We start from the raw sequence: 16,175 nt of genomic DNA, 5'->3' as shown, positions 1-16,175 counted from the left end.
GATCTTAAAAACTATCCACAGGAGCGTGGACATGCGTTGGGCGACTTATTTCGCCGTCCTGGCCTCGGTGCTCAGCGTCGGCCTGGCGCTGGGTGTCAGCATGCCGCTGGTGTCCCTGCGCCTTGAAAGCTGGGGTTATGGCAGTTTCGCCATCGGTGTGATGGCGGCGATGCCGGCCTTTGGCGTGCTGCTCGGCGCGAAGGTGTCGAGTCGCCTGGCTTCATGGCTCGGCACCGCCAACCTCATGCGCCTGTGCCTGTGGGCGGGCGCGGTCTCCATCGGTTTGCTGGCGGTCTTGCCCAGCTATCCGGTCTGGCTGGTATTGCGGCTGATGATCGGCGTGATCCTCACCATCGTGTTTATCCTCGGCGAAAGCTGGATCAACCAGTTGGTGGTGGAGCAGTGGCGCGGCCGGCTGGTGGCGCTGTACGGCTGCAGCTATGCCTTGAGCCAGCTGTCGGGCCCGTTGTTGCTGGGGCTGATCGGCACCGACCATGACTACGGTTTCTGGGTGGGCGTAGGCTTGCTGATGGTTGCGCCGCTGTTGCTGCTGGGGCGCTCCGGCGCGCCGAGCGCCGAGTCGTTCAGCGTAACCTTCGCGCAACTGTGGCGCTTCTGCCTGAGCCTCCCCGCGATCGCCTGGGCGGTGGCTTTGTTCGCCGCCTTTGAGGCGATGATCCTCACGTTGCTGCCGGTGTACTGCCTGCAGCAGGGATTCACCGCCGAAATGGCCCTGGCCATGGTCAGTACAGTGGTGGTCGGCGATGCGCTGCTGCAACTGCCCATCGGGGCGCTGGCCGACTACCTGCCTCGGCGCACGTTGTTCCTGAGCTGTGCTGTGTTGTTGCTGGCATCGAGCCTGGCGATTCCTCTGCTGATGCACACGCCGTTGATCTGGCCGATCTGGGTGGTGTTCGGTGCAAGTGCTGGAGGCCTGTTCACCTTGTCGCTGATCCTGATCGGCGAGCGTTACCGCGACGACGCGCTGGTGCGCGCCAATGCCCACGTGGCGCAATTGTGGGGTATCGGCTGCCTGGTCGGTCCCTTGGTGGCCGGTGCTGGCAGCCAGTGGATCAGCGGCCATGCGCTGCCGCTGCTGATGGCAGCCGGTGCGCTGGGCCTGGTGCTGTTGTTGCTGCGCCAAGGTGCATTCGGCGCAGCACAGCCGGCCTGATCTGAAAATGCATCCCCTGTAGGCACTGGCTTGCCAGTGATGGCAGTGTGTCAGCCCGCGAATTGATCAACTGAAACGCCGCCATCGCCGGCAAGCCGGCTCCTACAGTTGCTCTGTGTCGTTTTTAGAGCATGCGTTCCAGGCCGACGGAGGTGGCGAACCAGGCATTGAACCGTCGCCACCAACTGCCCGGCTCGCGGGTCAGGGTGTGCAATTGGCCGTTGTCCTCCGTCACCCATACCACCTGGCCATCCTGCAACTTCGCCTCATAGCTCAAGGCCGGCGCCATGCCTTGCAGGGCCAGGTTGCGCACGTGCTCCGCCAGCTCCGGGCTGTCGACCAGCACACCCACTTCGGTGTTCCACAGCACCGAGCGTGGGTCGAAGTTGAACGAGCCGATAAACGACTTTTCCCGATCAAAGATCATCGCCTTGCTGTGCAGGCTGGAGTCCGAGCCACGGAAGGTGCCGCGCCGGAACAGGTGCGGTCCGCTGCCAGCGCTGGGGTCGCCCGGTTGGCGGCGCAATTCATAGAGTTTCACTCCGTGCTCCAGCAGCGCCTTGCGATAGGGCGCATAACCGCCGTGCACGGCAGGCACGTCGGTTGCCTCCAGGGAATTGGTCAGCAAGCTGACCGACACGCCTGCATCGGCGCGCCCGGTCAGGTACAGCAGCCCCGGTTGCCCCGGCACGAAGTAGGCCGAGATCATCATCAGCTCGTGATTGACCCCTTCCAGTTCCGGCGCGAGCTGGGTGGTGAGCAGCAGGCGAGGGTCCGGATCGGCCTTGGCCAGTACCTTGCTCGGCGCATCCCACAGCGCCTGGTTCCAGGCCCAGATCAGTTCGCGGCGCCAGGTGTCCATGCGCGGTTGGGTCTGGTAGGTGCGCAAGCGGTTGTACAGCGCGTGGTTCTGCTGGCGCGACTCGGCCAGCGACGCTTCCAGGCGTACGCGGGCAGCGGCCAGGTCGCCTTTGGATGGGGTGTTTGAAACGAAGTCGTCGATGGGCTTGCTGAGGGCACTGTTCCAGTATTGGTCGAAACTGTGGCCCAGTTGCTCCGCCACCGGCCCCACGCTAAGCATGTCGATGTCGGTGAAGTTCAGGTTGGGCTCGGCGTCGAAATACTCATCCCCCAGGTTGCGCCCACCGACGATGGCCACGCTGTTGTCCGCCAGCCACAGCTTGTTGTGCATGCGCCGATGTTGCAGCGAGAGGTTGAACAACCGCCCCATGGCCCGCGTGACGCCTGTGCTGCGGCCCAGGTGCAAAGGGTTGAACAGGCGGATCTCGATCTTGGGATGGGCGGCGAGGGTGGCGATGATCTGGTCGAGGCCGTCGCTAGTGGTGTCATCCAGCAGGATGCGCACCCGCACGCCACGGTCGGCAGCCTTGAGCAGTTCGTCCACGAGCATGCGGGTGCTGATGCCGTCATGCACGATGTAGTACTGCAGGTCGAGGCTGGTCTGGGCGTTGCGGATCAATTCGGCGCGGGCCATGAACGCTTCGCTGCTGTTGGGTAACAGGCGAAAGCCCGAGCGCCCCTGATATGGCGCGGCCTGGGCCTGGATAGAGCGCCCGAACGATGACTGTGCGGCGGGCAGGGCGTCACTGGGGACGCGCGGCGTGCTCACGCTGGCGCAGCCACCCAGGGTCAGGGCTCCCAACAGGAAAAACGGTAATAGCCGTTGAATCATCAAGGGAGTTGCTTCCAGATCAGGGCGGTTGTCGGCATATGACGGCAATTTCCCGCGAAAGGTCAGTCGGCGGTCTCTGCGAGCATCTTGATTGCGGCGGCCCCGACCTTGCGCACGGCTTCTTCAATCTGTGCGGTTGGCTTGGCAGCGTAGTTCATGCGCAGGCAGTTCCGGTATTTGCCCGATGCAGAAAAGATGCTGCCTACCGCTACCTGCACACCTTGCTCAATCAGGACGCGGTTGAGCTTGAGTGTATCGAAGCCCTCAGGCAGCTCGACCCACAGCATGAAACTGCCCTGGGGCCGGCTGGCGCGGGTGCCTGCCGGGAAGTAGCGGCTGACCCAGTCGAGCATCAAGTCGCGATTGCGCTGGTATTGCGTGCGCATCCGCCGCAAATGGGGTTCGAAGTGGCCACCCTTGAGGAATTCGGCAATCGCGATCTGCGGCTGCGTGGCGGTAGAGCCGGTGCTGATGTATTTCATGTGCAGCACCCGTTCCAGGTAGCGACCGGGCGCCACCCAGCCGATGCGCAATCCGGGTGCCAGGGTTTTGGAAAACGAGCTGCACAGCAATACACTGCCGTCTTCGTCGAACGACTTAATGGTGCGCGGGCGCGGGTAGCTGTAGGCCAGTTCGCCATACACATCGTCCTCGATGATCGCCACGTCAAAGCGCTGGGCCAGGGTCAGCAGCGCGCGCTTGCGGGCCTCCGGCATGATGTAGCCCAGGGGGTTGTTGCAGTTGGGTGTGAGCTGGATGACCTTGATCGGCCACTGTTCAAGCGCCAGTTCCAAGGCTTCGAGGCTGATGCCGGTGATGGGGTCGGTGGGAATTTCCAGGGCTTTCATCCCCAGGCCCTTGAGTGTCTGCATGGCGCCGTGAAAGCTCGGCGAGTCCACCGCGACGATATCGCCTGGCTCACAAATGGCATGGATGCTGGCGGACAGCGCCTCATGGCAGCCGGTGGTGATCACGATGTCCTCGGCCGTCAGCTGGCAACCGGAATCCAAGGACAGGCGGGCGATCTGCTCGCGCAATTCCATACAGCCGAGGATATTGTCGTAATACAGGCCTGGCAGGTCCTGGCGGCGACTCACGCGGGCCAGGCTGCGTAGCAGCGGCTTGAGGGTGGGCGACAATACATCTGGCATGCCGCGACCCATCTGTATGACATCCTTGCGCGGCACTGCGCGTATCAATTCCAGCACCAGGTCCCACTGGGATATCTCTACCGGTCGTTGGGCCGGGCGGCCGACTTCGGGCAGGGCCGGCAACTCGCGTCCGACCGGCACGAAGTACCCGGATTTTGGCTTGGGCATCGCCAGGCCGTTGTCTTCAAGCAAGCGGTAGGCCTGCTGCACGGTGCTCAGGCTGACCCCGTGTTCCACGCTCAAGGCCCGTACAGACGGCAAGCGATCACCTGGGCGATAGAAGCCCTGTTCGATGCGCGTGCCCAGCAATTCGGCGAGATTCACGTAAAGAGTCATGGCGCTCGCTCCCGGGAGACCAGTACAGATAACCGGAAAATACAGGATTCAGCCCGTCCTGGGCAGTATCTGTATGGATTTAATAAAGATGGGTTGAATCTGTAATGGTTTCGGCCGCCCGCCCATGCTTGTCACTCAAGGCAACACGGCAAATGAGGGGCAGCAAAATGAACGGTCTAAGCGATGTGCGGCTGACGCTACACAGTCTGGAATTGGAGGCAGAACAAGCGCGTGCGACGGCGCCGCGTGATATCAGCCGCTGGAGCTTGTTCTGGCGCCGTCGCCACACGCGCAAGGCGTTACTGCATTTGACCCGCGAGCAGTTGCGCGATGTGGGGCTGACCGCCGAACAGGCGCGTCAGGAAGGCCTCAAACCCTTCTGGCGCGATTGATCACACCAGTTCTTTGAGCCGGTGCCAGAGCATCCCCAGCGCCAGCAGCGGCGAGCGCAGGTGCTTGCCGCCGGGGAAGGTGATGTGCGGCACCTGGGCGAACAGGTCGAAGCGCCCCTGTTGCTGGCCACTGATGGCTTCGGCCAGCAACTTGCCCGCCAGGTGGGTGGCGTTAAGGCCATGGCCGGCGTAGGCCTGGGCGTAATACACATTGGGTTGGTCGGCCAAGCGGCCAATCTGCGGCAAGCGGTTGGCACCGATGCCGATCATGCCGCCCCATTGGTAATCGATTTTCACGTCTGCCAATTGCGGGAACACCTTGAGCATTTTCGGACGCATATAGGCGCCGATGTCCTTGGGGTCGCGACCGGAGTAGTGGCAGGCACCGCCGAACAGCAGGCGGCGGTCGGCGGACAGTCGGAAGTAATCCACCGTGACACGCTGGTCGCACACCGCCATGTTCTGCGGTAGCAGGTTGGCGGCCTGGGCTTGGCTCAACGGCTCCGTGGCGATGATGTAGCTGCCGGCGGGCAGTACTTTGCCGCTCAAGTGTGGGTTGAGGCCATTGAGGTAGGCATTGCAGGCCAGTACCAGGGTCTTGGCGCGTACGTTGCCTTGGGGGGTGTGCACGTTGACTTCGGGGCCGTAGTCGATACGGGTGACTTCAGACTGCTCGAACAGCTTCACGCCCAGTCGCTGCGCGGCGGCGGCTTCGCCAAGGGCCAGGTTCAGCGGGTGCAGGTGGCCGGAACCCATGTCGATCATGCCGCCCACATAGCGGTCCGAACCGATTACGCTGCTCATCTCGTTGGCTTGCAACAGGCGTACTTCGTGGCGATAACCCAGGCCACGCAGCTCTTCGGCGTCTTCGGCCAGGCCTTGCAGGTCGCGAGGCTTGTTGGCGAGGTCGCAGTAGCCCCAGGTCAGGTCGCAGGGAATCTGATAGCGCTCGACGCGTTCGCGCACAATCTCCACTGCTTCCAGTCCCATCAGCTTCATCTGGCGCACACCATCGTTGCCGATCACATTGGCGAACTGGTCCAGGCCATGGCCGACTCCGCGGATCAGCTGGCCGCCGTTGCGTCCGCTGGCGCCCCAGGCGATCTTGCGCGCTTCCAGCAACACCACGCTGAAACCTTGCTGGGCCAGCTCAAGCGCCGTGTTCAGCCCGGAAAAACCGCCGCCCACCACGCACACATCGGCCGTCACTTCGCCGATCAGCACCGGATAATCGGGTTGCGGCACGCTGCTGGCGGCGTAATAGGACGGGGTGTGCCGGGCGCTGGCAGTCATGGGGAGCATCCCTGTTTGGAAAATTTGACGCAGGATACAGTGGTCGGATGAAGCTGTCTGCGCAGGACGTTTTGCGGCAGAATCCACACCTATTCGCCGTTCGGTATGTGTTTCGATGAGTTGCAACAGTCAGAAAATCAGCGCGCTGCGTCGGCAGATTCCTTCGTTCGAGTGCGTCCCCGGTTGCCACGACTGCTGTGGGCCGGTGACCACGTCGCCCGAGGAAATGTCGCGTCTGCCGCGCAAGACCGCCGCCGAGCAAGACGCGGCCATGGATGAGCTGAACTGTGTGCACCTGGGCCCCAACGGCTGCACGGTGTACGACGAGCGACCGTTGATCTGCCGGCTGTTTGGCACCACCAAGGCCTTGCCGTGCCCGAATGGGCGGCGCCCGGTGGAGCTGATTCATCCGCGAGTGGAGAAGCAGATCCATGAGTACATGGCGAGCACGCGGCAGGTTTTGGTTTAGCCCTCTTCAGTCCGGAATCGGCAGGTTAAGGCTCTCCTTCACCTCTTCCATCACGATATAGCTCTTGGACTCCCGTACATGGGGCAGCTTGAGCAGGATATCCCCCAGCAGTTTGCGGTACGACGCCATCTCGGAAATCCGCGCTTTGACGAGATAGTCGAAGTCGCCCGACACCAAGTGGCACTCCAGCACATGGGGCAGTTTCAGCACGGCGCGGCGGAATTCCTCAAAGGTGTCCCCGGATTTGTAATCGAGGCTGATCTCGACAAATACCAGCAAACTTCCCTTCAAATGCTGGGGATTGAGCCGCGCGTTGTAGCCCATGATGATCCCTTCACGCTCAAGCCGACGGACCCGTTCGGTGCACGGCGTGGTCGACAGCCCAACCTTCTCCCCCAGCTCCGTGAACGAAATACGCCCGTCGGTTTGCAGGATGCGCAGGATGTTGCGGTCGATCTTGTCCAGCTCCCGCTTGGTCTGGGTGTTGGTACGCATAGGGGATACGCCTCTGTGAAAAGGGTTTTTGCCGAGAATTGTCGCCAAATATAGGCAGTTATATAGTGAAATGCACTGGCAATTGTTTTTTACACTGCGCTCATCATTGCTCGAATAACACACGTCAGCGGCCATGCCCGCGATGAGGATAAAAAAATGCGCGTTCTGGTCTTGGGTAGCGGCGTCATTGGTGTGACCAGTGCCTACTATTTGGCTCGGGCCGGCTTTGAAGTCGTCGTAGTCGACCGTCAGCCTGCTGCTGCCATGGAAACCAGTTTCGCCAACGCCGGCCAGGTGTCCCCAGGCTACGCCTCGCCATGGGCCGCACCAGGCGTGCCGCTCAAGGCCATCAAGTGGCTGCTGCAACGCCACGCGCCGCTGGCGATCAAGGCCACCGCCGATATCGACCAATACCTGTGGATGGCGCAGATGCTGCGCAACTGCACCGCCAGCCGCTATGCAGTGAATAAGGAGCGCATGGTGCGCCTGTCCGAGTACAGCCGCGACTGCCTCGACGAACTGCGCGCCGAGACCGGCATTGCCTACGAAGGCCGCAGCCTCGGGACCACGCAGTTGTTCCGCACCCAGGCGCAGCTGGATGGTGCCGCGAAGGACATCGCCGTGCTGAAAGAGTCCGGCGTGCCGTTCGAACTGCTCGACCGCGCTGGCATTGCCCGCGTTGAGCCGGCCCTGGCCAGCGTCACCGATATCCTTGCCGGTGCCCTGCGCCTGCCCAACGACCAGACGGGCGACTGCCAGATGTTCACCACCCGCTTGGCCGACATGTGCACGCAATTGGGCGTGGAGTTCCGCTTCGAGCAGGACATCCAACGCCTTGACTATGCCGGTGACCGCATCAACGGCGTGTGGATCGACGGCAAGCTGGAAACCGCCGACCGCTACGTGCTGGCCCTCGGCAGTTATTCGCCGAAATTGCTCAAGCCGCTGGGGATCAAGGCGCCGGTGTACCCGCTCAAGGGCTACTCGCTGACCGTACCGATCACCAACCCGGCCATGGCGCCGACTTCGACCATTCTCGACGAGACCTATAAGGTCGCGATCACCCGTTTCGATAACCGCATCCGCGTGGGTGGCATGGCTGAAATAGCCGGTTTTGACCTGTCGCTGAACCCGCGCCGGCGCGAAACCCTGGAGATGATCGTCAACGACCTTTATCCTCAGGGTGGCGATTTGAACGAAGCCAGCTTCTGGACCGGCTTGCGTCCGACCACACCCGATGGCACGCCGATTGTCGGTGCCACTCCGTTCAAGAACCTGTTCCTGAATACCGGCCACGGCACCCTAGGTTGGACCATGGCGTGTGGCTCCGGTCGTTTGCTGGCCGACCTGATGGCGAAGAAAACGCCGCAGATCAGTGCCGAAGGCCTCGATATTTCCCGTTATGGCAACCACCAGGAGTCCGCAAAACATGTCAATCCAGCGCCAGCTCACCAATGAGCGCATGAGCCAGATCGTTGTCCACAGCGGTACCGTGTATCTGGCCGGGCAAGTCGGCGACGACATGAGCGCCGGGATTGAACAGCAGACCCGTGAAACCCTGGCCAATATCGAGCGTTTGCTGGAGCTGGCCGGCACTGACAAGACCAAGCTGCTGTCGGTGACGATCTACCTGAAAGACATCGACGCGGATTTCGCCGGCATGAACGCGGTGTGGGACAAGTGGCTGCCAAAAGGCGTTGCCCCGGCCCGTGCCACGGTTGAAGCCAAGCTGTGCGAGCCGCAAATCCTGGTAGAGCTGTCCGTCGTGGCGGCCCTGCCTTAACAACGATCCCTCTCCCGGTGCCGAAGCGGTTGGTCGGTGCCGGTTTTTTCTTCACTTGCCGCCTAGAAGCCTGCCGCCATGCGTCCTGCCCGTGCCCTGATCGATCTCCAAGCCCTGCGCCACAATTACCAATTGGCCCGTGAAGTCACGGGGGCCAAGGCCCTTGCCGTGGTCAAGGCCGATGCCTACGGCCACGGCGCCGTGCGCGTGGCCCAGGCGCTGGAAACCGAGGCGGACGGGTTTGCAGTGGCCTGCATCGAGGAGGCACTGGAACTGCGCGCTGCCGGAATTCGCGCGCCAGTGCTGCTGCTGGAAGGCTTTTTCGAGGCTGACGAGCTGCCGCTGATCATCGAGCATGATTTCTGGTGTGTGGTGCATTCGCTGTGGCAGTTGGATGCGATTGAGCAAGCCAGGTTGAGCAAGCCGCTGACAATTTGGCTCAAGCTCGACTCAGGCATGCATCGCGTTGGCCTGCATCCCAAGGATTATCAGGAGGCGTACCAGCGCCTGCTGGCCAGCGGCAAAGTGGCCAAGATTGTGCTGATGAGCCACTTCGCCCGCGCCGATGAACTCGATTGCGTGCGCAGTGATGAGCAGGTGGCGGTATTTGAAGCGGCGCGCCAGGGCTTATCAGCCGAGGTCAGCCTGCGCAATTCACCGTCAGTGATGGGCTGGCCAGGTGTGTCCAGCGATTGGGTCCGTCCTGGCATCATGCTCTACGGGGCCACGCCCTTCGGCGAAGACCAGAGCGTGGCCGCGCGTTTGCAGCCGGTGATGACCCTGGAGTCCAAGGTTATCTGCGTACGTGAACTGCCGGCCGGTGAGCCGGTGGGTTATGGCGCCAAGTTCATTACGCCAAAACCGATGCGTATCGGCGTGGTTGCCATGGGCTACGCCGATGGTTACCCGCGCCACGCACCGACCGGCACGCCAGTGCTGGTGGCGGGGCAACGAAGCCAGTTGCTGGGGCGTGTGTCCATGGACATGCTGTGCATCGACCTGACGGACGTGCCGCAGGCCGGCCTCGGTTCCACGGTAGAGCTGTGGGGCAAAAACATCCTGGCCAGTGACATCGCGGTCGCTGCCGAGACCATTCCCTACCAGCTGTTCTGCAACCTGCGCCGCGTGCCAAGGCTCTATTCCGGGGCTTGACCGCCCGGTACGAACACAACCGCCCGGGATTTAGGCCCAAGTGTTGTAAATACTGAACGCTGTCGCCATGATAACGCTCAATTACAACAAAGCCTGAATCCTAGGAGGCTCCTGCATTGGACGTCGGCGAACGACTGCAATCCATCCGTAAACTGAAGGGTCTTTCCCAGCGCGAGCTCGCCAAGCGCGCGGGTGTCACCAACAGCACCATTTCGATGATCGAAAAAAACAGCGTCAGCCCCTCGATCAGCTCCTTGCGCAAGGTGCTGGGCGGCATCCCCATGTCCATGGTCGAGTTCTTTTCCGAGGAGATCCTCCAGGAAATACCGACGCAGATCGTCTATAAAGCCAATGAGCTTATCGATATCTCTGACGGTGCCGTCACCATGAAACTGGTGGGTCGCGCGCACCCCAGCCGGGCGATTGCGTTTCTCAACGAGATCTACCCGCCGGGCGCCGACACGGGCGAAGAAATGCTCACCCACGAAGGCGAAGAAACCGGGATTCTGGTGGAAGGTCGCCTGGAGTTGGTGGTCGGTCTTGAAACTTTTGTGCTCGAAGCGGGCGATAGCTACTACTTTGAAAGCACCAAGCCTCATCGTTTTCGCAACCCGTTCGACGTGCCGGCGCGACTAATCAGCGCAGCCACACCCGCGAACTTTTAAGAAAAGAGGCGTCCTGCCAGCGTTGCAGAGACACCCAGGCAGTATTCCGTGAAGCCGAATCTCCCTTTATTTAATAGGGTTGTTTCGGCCAGGCGGGCTAACCGTTATACTTTCGCCGCCTGCGAAACCGTGGCCGCAGGCGTGAATAGCCACCATTGAGGGTGAACGCGTGAACCTAATTATGAAAATGCTGGCTGCACCAGCAACCGTACTGGCCCTATGGGCTGTCAGCGCTCAAGCTGCGACCAATGATGACATTGCCAAGCGTCTGGAGCCTGTCGGCCAAGTCTGCGTCCAGGGCCAGGAATGCAAGGGGATGGAAGTCGCGGTAGCCGCAGGCGGCGGCGCGGCGAAGACGCCGGATGAGATCATCGCCAAGCATTGCAACGCTTGCCACGGCACCGGCCTATTAGGTGCGCCAAAAATCGGCGACACCGCTGCCTGGAAAGAACGCGCCGACCATCAAGGCGGCCTGGATGGCATCCTGGCCAAGGCGATTACGGGCATCAATGCCATGCCGCCAAAAGGCACCTGCGCCGATTGCTCGGATGACGACCTCAAAGGTGCGATCCAGAAGATGTCCGGGTTGAAATAAACCGATCTTCGCCAAAAAGCCGCTTACGAGCGGCTTTTTTTGTGCCGGCGATTTATGTTTCAGCGCTGTTCTTTGCAGCAAAGACCCGGCAAGCTCGGTCCAACCCCTAATCATGGAATGTTCAGGAGGGTCGGATGGTGCAGTTGTGTTCAATCGAGCAAGCAGTTGACGATGTACTGGAACGGTTGCCGGCGCATATCCACATGGGCATGCCGCTTGGCCTGGGCAAGCCGAACCTGTTTGCCAACGCGCTGTACCGGCGCATCGCCAAACTGCCGGAGCGGTCGCTGACGATCTATACCGCCTTGAGCCTGGGCCGGCCAACGCTGGGCGATGGCTTGCAGAAACGCTTTCTCGAGCCCTTTATCGAGCGGGTGTTTGGCGATTATCCCGAGCTGGATTTCCTCGCCGCGCTGCACAAGGACAACCTTCCGAAAAATATTCACGTCCAGCAATTTTTCATGCAGCCCGGCAGCTTGCTCCACAGCGAGTCGGCCCAGCAGGACTACGTCAGCAGCAATTACAGCCATGCCGCGCGCGACATCAACGCCGCTGGCCTGAACCTGGTGGCGCAGCTGGTCGCCAGCAGCGCCGAACATCCTGATCGCCTGAGCCTGAGCTGCAACCCGGATATCACCCTTGACCTGTTGCCCATGATTGCCAAGCGTCGTGAGGCTGGCGAAACCATTCTGGTGGTCGGCCAGGTTCACAGCGACTTGCCCTATATGCCCGGGGACGCTGAACTGGGCATGGATGCTTTCGATTACCTGATCGATGAAAAAGACAGCACCACATTGTTCTCCACGCCAAATATGCCGGTGGGTTTCCAGGACCACTTTATCGGCCTGCATGCCAGCACCCTTGTGCGCGACGGCGGCACTTTGCAGATCGGCATCGGCTCCATGGGTGATGCGCTGACGGCCGCGCTGTTGGCCCGCCAGGCGGACAATGAATCCTATCGACTGCTGCTGACAGACCTCGATGTGTACCAATGGGCGCCATTGATCAGCCGAGAAGGCGGCGTCGACCCCTTCGCCCGTGGCCTCTACGGTTGCAGTGAAATGTTCGTCAACGGCCTGCTGGTACTGGCAGACGCGGGGATTATCCGCCGCAAGGTCTACCCGGATGTGGCCACGCAGGAACAGGCTAACGCCGGTACGCTCGACGATGCCGCGCAGCCCGACGGCATCTCGATCCACGGCGGATTCTTCCTGGGCCCGAGCAGTTTTTACCAGCGCCTGCAGGAAATGACTCACGCCAAGCGCCTCGAATTCAACATGACCCGCATCAGCTACATCAACGAGCTGTATGGCCAGGAAGAGCTCAAGCGCCTGCAGCGTCTGGACGCGCGGTTTATCAACAGCGCGATCATGGTGACGCTGCTCGGCGCGGGTGTCGCCGACCAACTGGACGACGGTCGCGTGCTCAGCGGTGTGGGCGGGCAATACAACTTCGTAGCCCAGGGCCATGCGTTGGAGGGTGCGCGGTCGATCCTGATCTTGCGCAGTTGGCGCGAGTCGGCGGGGGAGGTCAGTTCCAACATTGTGTGGGAATACGGCCACTGCACGATTCCTCGGCACCTGCGGGACATTGTCATCACCGAGTATGGCATTGCCGATTTGCGTGGGCAGACGGATGCCAAGGTGATCGAGGCGTTGCTCAATATCACTGACTCACGGTTCCAGGACGACTTGATCGAGCAGGCGCAAAAGGCCGGCAAGCTAGCCAAGGATTTCCAGCTGGATCCACGCTTTGCCGATAACACGCCGGAACGGTTACAGGCGATTCAAGCGCGTCATCGTCGACTGTTCCCGGAGTATCCGCTGGGCAGCGATTTCACGGACGAGGAGCGGGATTTGCTGCGGGCGCTGAACTGGCTCAAGAGCAAATTCAAGCTCACGGAGATTCTGGAGTTGGGCAAGGCAGCGTTGGACGCGCCGGAGCCGGAGGCGTTTCCCAAGCATCTGGAACGCATGGGATTGAACAAGCCCGATGGGCTGAAAGAAGATTTGTATCAGCGGCTGTTGCTCGCTGGCCTGCAGGCCACCGCGAATTAGCCAGCAGCGCCGGGCTTTTGTGGTGAGCGGACTTGCCCCGCGCGAGGCAAGCTCGCTCACTACAAAAATACCGCCAGGCGTGATTATTCGATGAAGGTCACTACGCCGCCTTCCAACGATTTCACCCGTGCCAGGGATTCCACTCGGTATCCCTGCGCGTCCAACTCCGCACGGCCGCCCTGGAACGACTTCTCGATCACGATCCCCAAACCGGCAACGGTCGCGCCGGCCTGCTTGATGATCGAGATCAGCGCCTGGGACGCCTTGCCATTGGCCAGGAAGTCATCAATGACCAGCACGCGGTCGCTGCTGGTCAGGTGGCGAGGGGAAATCGCCACGGTGCTTTCGACCTTCTTGGTGAAGGAATACACCGTCGCCGACAGCAGGTTTTCCGTGAGGGTCAGGGATTGCTGCTTGCGTGCAAAGATCACCGGTACGCCCAGGTTCAGGCCGGTCATGATCGCCGGGGCGATGCCCGAGGCTTCGATGGTGACGATCTTGGTGATGCCCGAGTCCTTGAACAGTGCGGCGAATTCGTCGCCGATCAGTTTCATCAGTGCCGGGTCGATCTGGTGGTTCAGAAAGGCGTCGACCTTGAGTACCTGATCGGAAAGCACGATGCCTTCTTCGCGAATTTTCTTGTGCAGTGCTTCCACGGAAAGCTTCCTCTAATGGCGCGGTGCGCGCCGAAAGTAGATTAAAAAGTAGTCGATTCTAGCGCTTTAACATCGCGCGTATATCCGCCAAGGCGGTGTTGCCGCGAACGGCCTTCACCTCGGTCGGGGTGTCGTCATTGCCTTCCCAGGCCAGGTCATCCGGCGGCAGTTCATCCAGGAACCGGCTGGGGGCACAATCGATGATTTCGCCGTATTGCTTGCGCTTGGCGGCAAAGGTGAAGGCCAGGGTCTGACGCGCGCGGGTAATGCCCACGTAGGCCAGGCGGCGTTCTTCTTCGATAGTGTCGGCTTCAATGCTGGAGCGGTGCGGGAGGATTTCCTCTTCCATGCCCATGATGAACACGTAGGGGAATTCCAGACCCTTGGACGCATGCAAGGTCATCATCTGCACGCCTTCGGCGCCGTCTTCCTCTTCCTGCTGGCGCTCGAGCATGTCGCGCAGCACCAGCTTGCCGATGGCGTCTTCGACGGTCATTTCGCCGTCTTCGTCTTTTTCCAGGGTGTTCTTCAGCGCTTCGATCAGGAACCAGACGTTGCTCATGCGGTAATCCGCGGCCTTGTCGCTGGAACTGTTGGTGCGCAGCCAGTTTTCGTAGTCGATGTCCATGACCATGCTGCGCAGCGCACTGATCGGGTCTTCGCCGGCGCACTGCTCGCGCACCTTGTCCATGAAGCGCTTGAAGCGCGACAGGCGATCGGTGAAGCGCGAATCCAAATGTTCGCCCAGGCCGATTTCGTCGGTGGCGGCGTACATCGAGATCTTGCGTTCAGTGGCGTAGTTGCCGAGCTTTTCCAGGGTGGTCGAGCCGATTTCGCGGCGCGGCACGTTGATCACGCGCAGGAAGGCGTTGTCGTCGTCCGGGTTCACGATCAGCCGGAAGTAGGCCATCAGGTCCTTGACTTCCTGGCGTCCGAAAAAGCTGTTGCCGCCCGAGAGGCGATACGGCACCTGGTGGTGCTGCAACTTCAGCTCGATCAGCTTGGCCTGGTAGTTGCCGCGGTACAGGATCGCGAAGTCGCTGTAGGGCCGGTCGGTGCGCAAGTGCAGGCTGAGGATTTCCACGGCCACGCGCTCGGCTTCGGCGTCTTCGTTGCGGCAGCGGATCACACGGATTTCATCGCCATGGCCCATCTCGCTCCACAGCTGTTTTTCAAACTCGTGGGGGTTGTTCGAGATCAGCACGTTCGCGCAGCGCAGGATGCGGCTGGTGGAGCGGTAGTTCTGCTCCAGCATCACTACTTTCAGGGACGGGTAGTCGTCCTTGAGCAGCATCAGGTTTTCCGGGCGGGCGCCGCGCCAGGCGTAGATCGATTGGTCGTCGTCGCCTACTACGGTGAACTGGTTGCGCTTGCCGATCAGCATCTTCACCAGCAGGTATTGGCTGGCGTTGGTGTCCTGGTATTCGTCCACCAGCAGGTAGCGCACCTTGTTCTGCCATTTTTCGAGGATGTCGGCGTGTTCCTCGAACAATTTCACCGGCAGCAGGATCAGGTCGTCGAAGTCCACCGCGTTGAACGCCTTGAGCGTGCGCTGGTAGTGGGTGTAGACGATGGCGGCGGTCTGTTCCTTGGGGTTGCGTGCGTTTTCCAGGGCCTGGGCGGGCAGGATCAGGTCGTTTTTCCAGGCGCCGATCATGTTCTTGATCTCATCCACGCCGTCGTCGCCTGCGTATTCCTTTTGCATGATGTCGGTCATCAGCGACTTCACGTCGGTCTCGTCAAAGATCGAGAAGCCCGGCTTGTAGCCTAACCGCGCATGCTCCTTGCGGATGATGTTCAGCCCCAGGTTGTGGAAGGTGCACACGGTGAGGCCACGGCCTTCGCCACCCTTGAGCAGGGTGCCGACGCGCTCTTTCATTTCCCGCGCCGCCTTGTTGGTAAACGTCATGGCGACAATGTATTGGGCGCGGATGCCGCACTGCTGGATCAGGTGCGCGATCTTGCGGGTAATCACGCTGGTCTTGCCGGAGCCTGCACCGGCGAGCACCAATAGAGGGCCGCCGACGTAGTTCACGGCTTCTTGCTGCCGGGGATTGAGTCGGGACATACGGAATTCAGGGAGTCGTTATTCAAAAGGGCGGGCATTTTAACAGGCTGGCAGGATTCTGCCCTGTCAGAACGACAGTGTGACGTACCACTCGATCTAAATTTGCCGGTTTTGATACTTTGCCGCAGGATGTCGGGGTTGTTTGAGACTATTGTTTACAGTTCGCGTGTTTGATAACCCCTATCATTGGTGATTC

General features: G+C 61.0%; 15 protein-coding genes. 9 read left to right on the top strand and 6 right to left on the bottom strand.

Features of this window, described 5'->3' with window-relative positions; translation table 11 throughout:
• The first annotated feature begins 31 nt into the window (after nucleotides 1-31).
• A complete protein-coding gene (locus tag KUA23_RS29340) occupies nucleotides 32-1,174 on the top strand; it encodes an MFS transporter (protein ID WP_078050730.1) in 1,143 nt (380 codons plus the stop codon).
• A 124-nt stretch (nucleotides 1,175-1,298) separates the two neighbouring features.
• On the opposite strand, the gene KUA23_RS29335 is transcribed toward KUA23_RS29340, so the two are convergent.
• Nucleotides 1,299-2,867, bottom strand: coding sequence for a phospholipase D family protein (locus KUA23_RS29335; RefSeq protein ID WP_078050729.1), 1,569 nt, complete (start codon nucleotides 2,865-2,867; stop codon nucleotides 1,299-1,301).
• Nucleotides 2,868-2,929: 62 nt separating this feature from the next.
• Nucleotides 2,930-4,354, bottom strand: coding sequence for an aminotransferase-like domain-containing protein (locus KUA23_RS29330; RefSeq protein WP_252993227.1), 1,425 nt, complete (start codon nucleotides 4,352-4,354; stop codon nucleotides 2,930-2,932).
• 167 nt (nucleotides 4,355-4,521) lie between these two features.
• On the opposite strand from KUA23_RS29330, the gene KUA23_RS29325 reads away from it, so the two are divergent.
• Nucleotides 4,522-4,746, top strand: a complete 225-nt coding sequence (locus KUA23_RS29325) for a DUF1127 domain-containing protein (protein ID WP_100491886.1) — start codon at nucleotides 4,522-4,524, stop codon at nucleotides 4,744-4,746.
• On the opposite strand, the gene KUA23_RS29320 is transcribed toward KUA23_RS29325, so the two are convergent.
• Complete coding sequence (locus KUA23_RS29320; protein WP_100491887.1) at nucleotides 4,747-6,039, bottom strand: NAD(P)/FAD-dependent oxidoreductase; 1,293 nt, start codon at nucleotides 6,037-6,039, stop codon at nucleotides 4,747-4,749. It lies immediately after the preceding gene.
• A gap of 115 nt (nucleotides 6,040-6,154) precedes the next feature.
• Between KUA23_RS29320 and KUA23_RS29315 the strand changes: the two genes are divergently transcribed.
• Entirely contained in the window at nucleotides 6,155-6,508 is a 354-nt protein-coding gene (locus KUA23_RS29315) for a YkgJ family cysteine cluster protein (protein WP_028618464.1), read from the top strand.
• Nucleotides 6,509-6,514: 6 nt separating this feature from the next.
• Here the strand turns inward: KUA23_RS29315 and KUA23_RS29310 are convergent, their stop codons facing one another.
• Nucleotides 6,515-7,003, bottom strand: coding sequence for an Lrp/AsnC ligand binding domain-containing protein (locus KUA23_RS29310; RefSeq protein ID WP_003176896.1), 489 nt, complete (start codon nucleotides 7,001-7,003; stop codon nucleotides 6,515-6,517).
• Between the two features lie 156 nt (nucleotides 7,004-7,159).
• Here KUA23_RS29310 and dadA point away from each other — a divergent pair, with 156 nt between their 5' ends.
• The 6 genes from dadA to KUA23_RS29280 all read left to right on the top strand — a co-directional run bounded on the left by dadA (nucleotide 7,160) and on the right by KUA23_RS29280 (nucleotide 13,255).
• Entirely contained in the window at nucleotides 7,160-8,461 is a 1,302-nt protein-coding gene (gene dadA / locus KUA23_RS29305; protein WP_078050725.1) for a D-amino acid dehydrogenase, read from the top strand.
• Nucleotides 8,433-8,786: a RidA family protein gene (locus KUA23_RS29300; protein WP_252993226.1), complete on the top strand. Its 354-nt coding sequence runs from the start codon at nucleotides 8,433-8,435 to the stop codon at nucleotides 8,784-8,786. The genes dadA and KUA23_RS29300 overlap by 29 nt, the downstream gene beginning before the upstream one ends.
• 78 nt (nucleotides 8,787-8,864) lie before the next feature.
• Nucleotides 8,865-9,938, top strand: coding sequence for an alanine racemase (gene alr, locus KUA23_RS29295; protein WP_078050723.1), 1,074 nt, complete (start codon nucleotides 8,865-8,867; stop codon nucleotides 9,936-9,938).
• A gap of 116 nt (nucleotides 9,939-10,054) precedes the next feature.
• Complete coding sequence (locus KUA23_RS29290; RefSeq protein ID WP_003176893.1) at nucleotides 10,055-10,603, top strand: cupin domain-containing protein; 549 nt, start codon at nucleotides 10,055-10,057, stop codon at nucleotides 10,601-10,603.
• 181 nt (nucleotides 10,604-10,784) lie between these two features.
• A complete protein-coding gene (locus KUA23_RS29285) occupies nucleotides 10,785-11,198 on the top strand; it encodes a c-type cytochrome (protein WP_078050722.1) in 414 nt (137 codons plus the stop codon).
• Nucleotides 11,199-11,332: 134 nt separating this feature from the next.
• Complete coding sequence (locus KUA23_RS29280; protein WP_252993225.1) at nucleotides 11,333-13,255, top strand: acetyl-CoA hydrolase/transferase C-terminal domain-containing protein; 1,923 nt, start codon at nucleotides 11,333-11,335, stop codon at nucleotides 13,253-13,255.
• Nucleotides 13,256-13,338: 83 nt separating this feature from the next.
• Here the strand turns inward: KUA23_RS29280 and KUA23_RS29275 are convergent, their stop codons facing one another.
• Together KUA23_RS29275 and rep are read right to left on the bottom strand one after the other, a co-directional pair.
• The gene (locus KUA23_RS29275) at nucleotides 13,339-13,911 is read right to left on the bottom strand and encodes a xanthine phosphoribosyltransferase (protein WP_025856334.1); all 573 of its coding nucleotides are present in this window, start codon (nucleotides 13,909-13,911) and stop codon (nucleotides 13,339-13,341) included.
• Between the two features lie 58 nt (nucleotides 13,912-13,969).
• Nucleotides 13,970-15,979, bottom strand: a complete 2,010-nt coding sequence (gene rep / locus KUA23_RS29270) for a DNA helicase Rep (protein ID WP_099493208.1) — start codon at nucleotides 15,977-15,979, stop codon at nucleotides 13,970-13,972.
• Between the last annotated feature and the right edge of the window lie 196 nt (nucleotides 15,980-16,175).

Origin of the sequence: Pseudomonas pergaminensis (genome assembly GCF_024112395.2) — a bacterium.
Taxonomy (GTDB): Bacteria; Pseudomonadota; Gammaproteobacteria; order Pseudomonadales; family Pseudomonadaceae; genus Aquipseudomonas; species Aquipseudomonas pergaminensis.
This window is presented reverse-complemented; position numbering and strand designations above follow the sequence as displayed.

What these genes read in the sequence shown, in the direction of transcription:
- KUA23_RS29340 (WP_078050730.1), top strand. Translation starts at nt 32, where the DNA reads ATGCGTTGGGCGACTTATTTCGCCGTCCTGGCCTCGGTGCTCAGCGTC.
- KUA23_RS29335 (WP_078050729.1), bottom strand. Translation starts at nt 2,867, where the DNA reads ATGATTCAACGGCTATTACCGTTTTTCCTGTTGGGAGCCCTGACCCTG.
- KUA23_RS29330 (WP_252993227.1), bottom strand. Translation starts at nt 4,354, where the DNA reads ATGACTCTTTACGTGAATCTCGCCGAATTGCTGGGCACGCGCATCGAA.
- KUA23_RS29325 (WP_100491886.1), top strand. Translation starts at nt 4,522, where the DNA reads ATGAACGGTCTAAGCGATGTGCGGCTGACGCTACACAGTCTGGAATTG.
- KUA23_RS29320 (WP_100491887.1), bottom strand. Translation starts at nt 6,039, where the DNA reads ATGACTGCCAGCGCCCGGCACACCCCGTCCTATTACGCCGCCAGCAGC.
- KUA23_RS29315 (WP_028618464.1), top strand. Translation starts at nt 6,155, where the DNA reads ATGAGTTGCAACAGTCAGAAAATCAGCGCGCTGCGTCGGCAGATTCCT.
- KUA23_RS29310 (WP_003176896.1), bottom strand. Translation starts at nt 7,003, where the DNA reads ATGCGTACCAACACCCAGACCAAGCGGGAGCTGGACAAGATCGACCGC.
- dadA (WP_078050725.1), top strand. Translation starts at nt 7,160, where the DNA reads ATGCGCGTTCTGGTCTTGGGTAGCGGCGTCATTGGTGTGACCAGTGCC.
- KUA23_RS29300 (WP_252993226.1), top strand. Translation starts at nt 8,433, where the DNA reads ATGTCAATCCAGCGCCAGCTCACCAATGAGCGCATGAGCCAGATCGTT.
- alr (WP_078050723.1), top strand. Translation starts at nt 8,865, where the DNA reads ATGCGTCCTGCCCGTGCCCTGATCGATCTCCAAGCCCTGCGCCACAAT.
- KUA23_RS29285 (WP_078050722.1), top strand. Translation starts at nt 10,785, where the DNA reads ATGAAAATGCTGGCTGCACCAGCAACCGTACTGGCCCTATGGGCTGTC.
- KUA23_RS29280 (WP_252993225.1), top strand. Translation starts at nt 11,333, where the DNA reads ATGGTGCAGTTGTGTTCAATCGAGCAAGCAGTTGACGATGTACTGGAA.
- rep (WP_099493208.1), bottom strand. Translation starts at nt 15,979, where the DNA reads ATGTCCCGACTCAATCCCCGGCAGCAAGAAGCCGTGAACTACGTCGGC.